The organism is Glycomyces sp. NPDC021274 (genome assembly GCF_040641195.1).
GTDB lineage: Bacteria > Actinomycetota > Actinomycetes > Mycobacteriales > Micromonosporaceae > Glycomyces.
In genome coordinates this window covers 1-1,270 of sequence record NZ_JBFADC010000081.1, presented here as the reverse complement: position 1 = coordinate 1,270, position 1,270 = coordinate 1, and the positions used below count along the sequence as shown (strand labels likewise).

Annotated in this window: 2 protein-coding genes; both read right to left on the bottom strand. The window is 64.3% G+C overall.

What is annotated here, in order from left to right; all coding sequences use genetic code 11:
• On the bottom strand, positions 1-369 hold a 369-nt coding region (locus AB0I03_RS26730; RefSeq protein ID WP_360417391.1), incomplete at its 3' end, for a LysR family transcriptional regulator.
• A 352-nt stretch (positions 370-721) separates the two neighbouring features.
• Entirely contained in the window at positions 722-1,156 is a 435-nt protein-coding gene (locus tag AB0I03_RS26725; protein WP_360417389.1) for a hypothetical protein, read from the bottom strand.
• Positions 1,157-1,270 lie beyond the last annotated feature (114 nt).

The window sequence follows — 1,270 nt, the reverse complement described above, 5'->3', positions numbered from 1 at the left end:
GGCTCTGAGGGTCACGACGTCGAGATTGGCTTCGGGACGCGACCGCCAATAGTCGTGCAGGACGACGGCTTGCGCGCTTCGCAGGCCGAGAACGTCGATCCGAAGGGCCCGGGAGCCGGGCCTGACCGCGTTGATGGCGCGCTCGACCCCCGCGACGATGCTCCGGGAGTGGGAGAGAAACGCCTGACCGTCGAGTGTCAGCTCAACCCCTCGGGCGGTACGTGTGAACAGGCGGACTTCCAGCTCGCGCTCCAGGGTGGCGATCCGCTTGGAGACTGCCTGCTGTGTCACGCCCAGCTCATCGGCCGCATGCTGGAACTGGCCGAGCTCGGCTGCCCGGACGAACGATCGCAATGCCTCGGTGTCCACTGCTTCACCTTAGGCGTGCTCAACCCATCGTTGTGGCTGGCCGAGGATCGGTTGTCTGAACAAGCTCCGCCTGGGCGTTGTTCCAGTTGGTGAGCCAGCGATGGCTGATGAGGGCTGAGGCGAGGCCGACGAAGGCCAGGAAGTGCTCGGCCTTGCGTCTGTCGTGGTGGTGCAGGTGAGAGCAGCCGCCCGGCCAGGCGACCGTGCGCTCGACGAGCCGGCGGTGCCGGTGGCGGTGGCTGACCGATTCGGTGTGAGGAGTCGATGCCTTTGTGGGGTGGTGCGGTGACGGATTCCGCGGTCACGGAGCCATGGGCGCGGGTGGTGGTCATGCCGTTTCAGCCGTGTTGCACTATGCAGTGCCGCTGCTGCCAGGGACGGACTGCGCAGCGGAATTCAGGGCAGCCTGGTGGGAAAGCGATGCTTGCCGAGAGATGCCCACGTCGATCCGTCGCAAGACAAACAGGCCGGCAAGGGACAGCACGCTGGGGCCCGCAAGCATCGCCGCCAGCCACGAGTGCCCTGACAGGCCCACAGCCACTGCACCGGCCAACATGGCTATCGCAATGGAAAAGCCGCTGATCAGCCCGATGAGGTACAGCTGGTGGCTTCTGCGATCCTTTGCTTCCTGCATCTGTAACTGTGCCTGCAGCACCTTGAGTTGGTGCTCTCTGGCGAGTTCCGGTTCCAATGCCTCCAGTGCAATTTTCAAGTGCTCAGAGGGCAGCTCGGCCCACTGCAGGGCCCATTGATGGCTACTGGATTGAGGCGGTACCTGTTCCGTCATTTTCGACCCGCGCCTCCTCCGCCGGACTTAGGTGCATTTTGTCCGAGCAGTTCTTCAGGCGGCGGCCCAAGCCTTCCGAAGAGTCGGTCGAGCCCCTTCAAGAGGGTGTGAGAG